This is a genomic window from Nioella sp., assembly GCF_964229645.1.
Classification (GTDB): Bacteria; Pseudomonadota; Alphaproteobacteria; order Rhodobacterales; family Rhodobacteraceae; genus Nioella.
On the sequence record NZ_CAXREX010000105.1, the window covers coordinates 1 to 2,953 of the forward strand.

4 protein-coding genes are annotated in these 2,953 nt (G+C 66.3%); all 4 read right to left on the reverse strand.

Annotated elements, in window-relative coordinates; genetic code table 11:
- Positions 1-479, reverse strand: a 479-nt coding sequence (nusB, locus tag ACEQXV_RS07270) for a transcription antitermination factor NusB (protein ID WP_370268523.1), incomplete at its 3' end; no start/stop codon positions are given.
- A complete protein-coding gene (locus ACEQXV_RS07275; RefSeq protein WP_370268525.1) occupies positions 476-1,027 on the reverse strand; it encodes a 6,7-dimethyl-8-ribityllumazine synthase in 552 nt (183 codons plus the stop codon). The genes nusB and ACEQXV_RS07275, both read right to left, overlap by 4 nt.
- On the reverse strand, positions 1,027-2,151 hold the full coding sequence (gene ribB / locus ACEQXV_RS07280) for a 3,4-dihydroxy-2-butanone-4-phosphate synthase (protein ID WP_370268526.1): 1,125 nt from the start codon (positions 2,149-2,151) through the stop codon (positions 1,027-1,029). The genes ACEQXV_RS07275 and ribB overlap by 1 nt, the downstream gene beginning before the upstream one ends.
- A 95-nt stretch (positions 2,152-2,246) precedes the next feature.
- Entirely contained in the window at positions 2,247-2,903 is a 657-nt protein-coding gene (locus ACEQXV_RS07285) for a hypothetical protein (protein ID WP_372525425.1), read from the reverse strand.
- Between the last annotated feature and the right edge of the window lie 50 nt (positions 2,904-2,953).

A 2,953-nucleotide genomic window follows, 5' to 3' on the forward strand; every position in this document is an offset into this window, starting at 1 on the left:
GCCTCGGGCCTGGCTTCCCGCGCCATGTGGTCGAGCACGGCATTGACGAATTTCGGCTCGCGGCCTTCGGGGAAGAAGGCGCGGGCAACGTCCACGAATTCCGTGATCACGACCTTTGGCGGCGTGTCCGACGCCAGCAGCTCCGCGCCCGCGGCCCGGAACAGGGCCCGGATCGTCGGGTCGATGCGGTCGATCGGCCATTTGGCCACCAGCGCGCGGTCGGTCATCTGGTCGATCTTCGCCTGCCAGTTCACCGCGTCATCCAGAAGCTTGCCGAAATGCTCCGGGTCGCCCTCGGCCAGTTCCTCGCCGCCCACCTCCTGGCCGAACCGGTAGTCGAGAAATTCCTGGCGGACTTTCTCGACCGTCTGGCCGGACGCCTCCATCTGGAAAAGCGCCTGCACGGCATAAAGCCGGGCGGCAGATTTCATCTGGCGCTTCTCATCCTTCGAGGGGCCTTTGGGGCGGTCGCTGGTCATGCGCGGGTGGGTCCTTCTGCGTCACCGGCGATCTCGATGGTCTGACCGCCCGGTTTGAAACCGACGCCGCCTTTAGGCCCTGCGAACTTCCGCGTCAACGCGATAAGGTGGAGCGCAGCCGCCGCAGCCCCCCCGCCCTTGTTCTGGTCAGCCGGGTCGGCGCGCACTTCCGCCTGTTTGCGGTTTTCCACCGTCAGGATGCCGTTGCCGATGCAGGCCCCCTCCAGCCCTAGAAGCTGGATCGCCCGGCTGCTATCGTTGCAGACGGTGTCATAGTGGGTGGTCTCGCCCCGGATCACGCAGCCGATGGCGACGAACCCGTCGAAATTGCCCGCGCGATAGGCAATGCGGATGGCGGTCGGCACTTCCAGCGCGCCGGGCACCTCCACGATGTCGTGGGTGGCCCCCGCCTCTTGCAGGGTTGCGATGGCCCCGGCCACCATGTTGTCGGCGATATCCTTGTAATAGGGTGCCACGACGATCAGCACCTTCACCGGCTTGTCGAACTGCGGCAGGGGCAGCGTGTAATGGGTTTCCGAACCGGCCATCATCCAAGCTCCGAGATCTTGCGGGTGCCAACGATTTCCAGCCCGTAGGCGTCGAGACCGACAACCTTGGGCTTGGGCGAATTGGTCAGCAGAACCAGTTTCGACAGGCCGAGCGAGGACAGGATCTGTGCACCGAGCCCGTATTGGCGCAGCGTCTGAGGCGAAGCTTCCTCGGTCTTGTGCAGTTTCATCGAGGTATCGCGCAGCAGCACGACAACGCCCCGGCCCTCTGCCGCCACCGCCTGCATGGCATCGGCGAACTCGCCCGCGCGGCCCTTGGGACCGGTGCCCACGATGTCGAGCAGGGGGTCGAGCGAATGCATCCGCACCAGCACCGGCTCGTCGCCAGAGAGGTCGCCCTTGCTCAGCACGATATGTTCGTCCCCGTGGGCGGTGTCGGTATAGACGCGCATGGCCCATTCCCCGCCGAATTCCGAGGTGATGGTCTGTTCATCCACGACCTTCACAAGGTTATCGTGGCGGCGGCGGTAGGCGATGAGATCGCTGATCGTGCCGATCTTGAGCCCGTGAAGCTGCGCGAAGCCGACGAGGTCGGGCAGGCGCGCCATCGAGCCATCTTCCTTCATGATCTCGCAGATCACGCCAGAAGGGTTGAGCCCGGCAAGGCGCGAGATATCGACCGCGGCCTCGGGATGGCCCGCGCGCACCAGCACACCGCCATCGCGCGCGCGCAGCGGGAACACATGCCCGGGCGTCGCGATATCCTGCGCGCCCTTGCCCGCGTCGATGGCCACCGCCACCGTGCGGGCGCGGTCATGGGCGGAAATGCCGGTGGACACGCCCTCGCGCGCCTCGATCGACACGGTGAAGGCGGTCTCGTGACGCGACGAGTTATGCGAGGCCATCAGCGGCAGGCCAAGCGCGTCGATCCGCTCGCCGGGCATCGACAGGCAGATCAGGCCGCGCCCATGCGTGGCCATGAAATTGATCGCGTCGGGCGTGGCCATCTGCGCGGGGATGACAAGGTCCCCCTCGTTCTCGCGATCCTCGTGATCGACGAGGATGAACATCCGCCCGTTGCGGGCATCTTCGATGATCTCTTCGATGGGCGAGATCACGTCCTGGTAATCGGTTTCCACCGGACCGGGGGTTTCAAAGGTCATGGGGTGTCCCTCTGCGCATGCTTGCCCGAGGGGATAGCGCAGCCAAGGGGCGCTGACCAGTGCCCAACCCGGCGAAACGCGGGCCGGACACGACGTCATGGGGCGCCGGAGGCCCCCGCCAGCCCGACCTCGGCACAGCGTGCCAGCAAACGCTCGGCGACCTGACCTGCCTTCAGTTGCGCGCATAACGCAACCGCCTCGGCCAGCTCCGCGGCAAGTTCGCCCCGGGTGTCCTCCCCGGCGTCGTGGCGGGCGCAGGCATCGCTGGCAAGGTAGACCAGGCCTCGCTCGATCTCGCGGACCAGCACCTCCAGCCTCATCAGCCCGGCCAGACGCTCATAGCTCGATTGCAGGACATGGGGGTCGTCCCAGGGCTCGTCCAGATCGCGCCAGGTGCGGTCCTCCTCCCGGTCGAGCGGCAGGCGCGCCTCAAGCGCCTCGATGGCGCCGCGGAGATTGCCCGCATCGATCAGTCGGGTCGCAAGATCCGACAGGAAGCGGCCCGCATCCACGCCATACGTGATGCCCTCGCGCGTCTGCACCAGCCGCTTGCCACCCCCGAAGGCCCGCGCGGCTTCCAGCCGCTCGTCCAGGCCAGCGCTGTCAGGGTCGATCCGGTGCTCTGCGGGCAAGGCGCTGTTTTCCGGGGCGTCACTCGTTCCCGGCCTTTTCCGGCGCAGCATGTGGGACAGGACCGCGACGACTGCCAAGAGAAGCGACAGGACCGCGAAGACTTCCATCCAGTCGGGCATCGGCACGTCCCTGAAGGAGAGGTGGTTGGTCAACAGCTTTTAAGTGTATT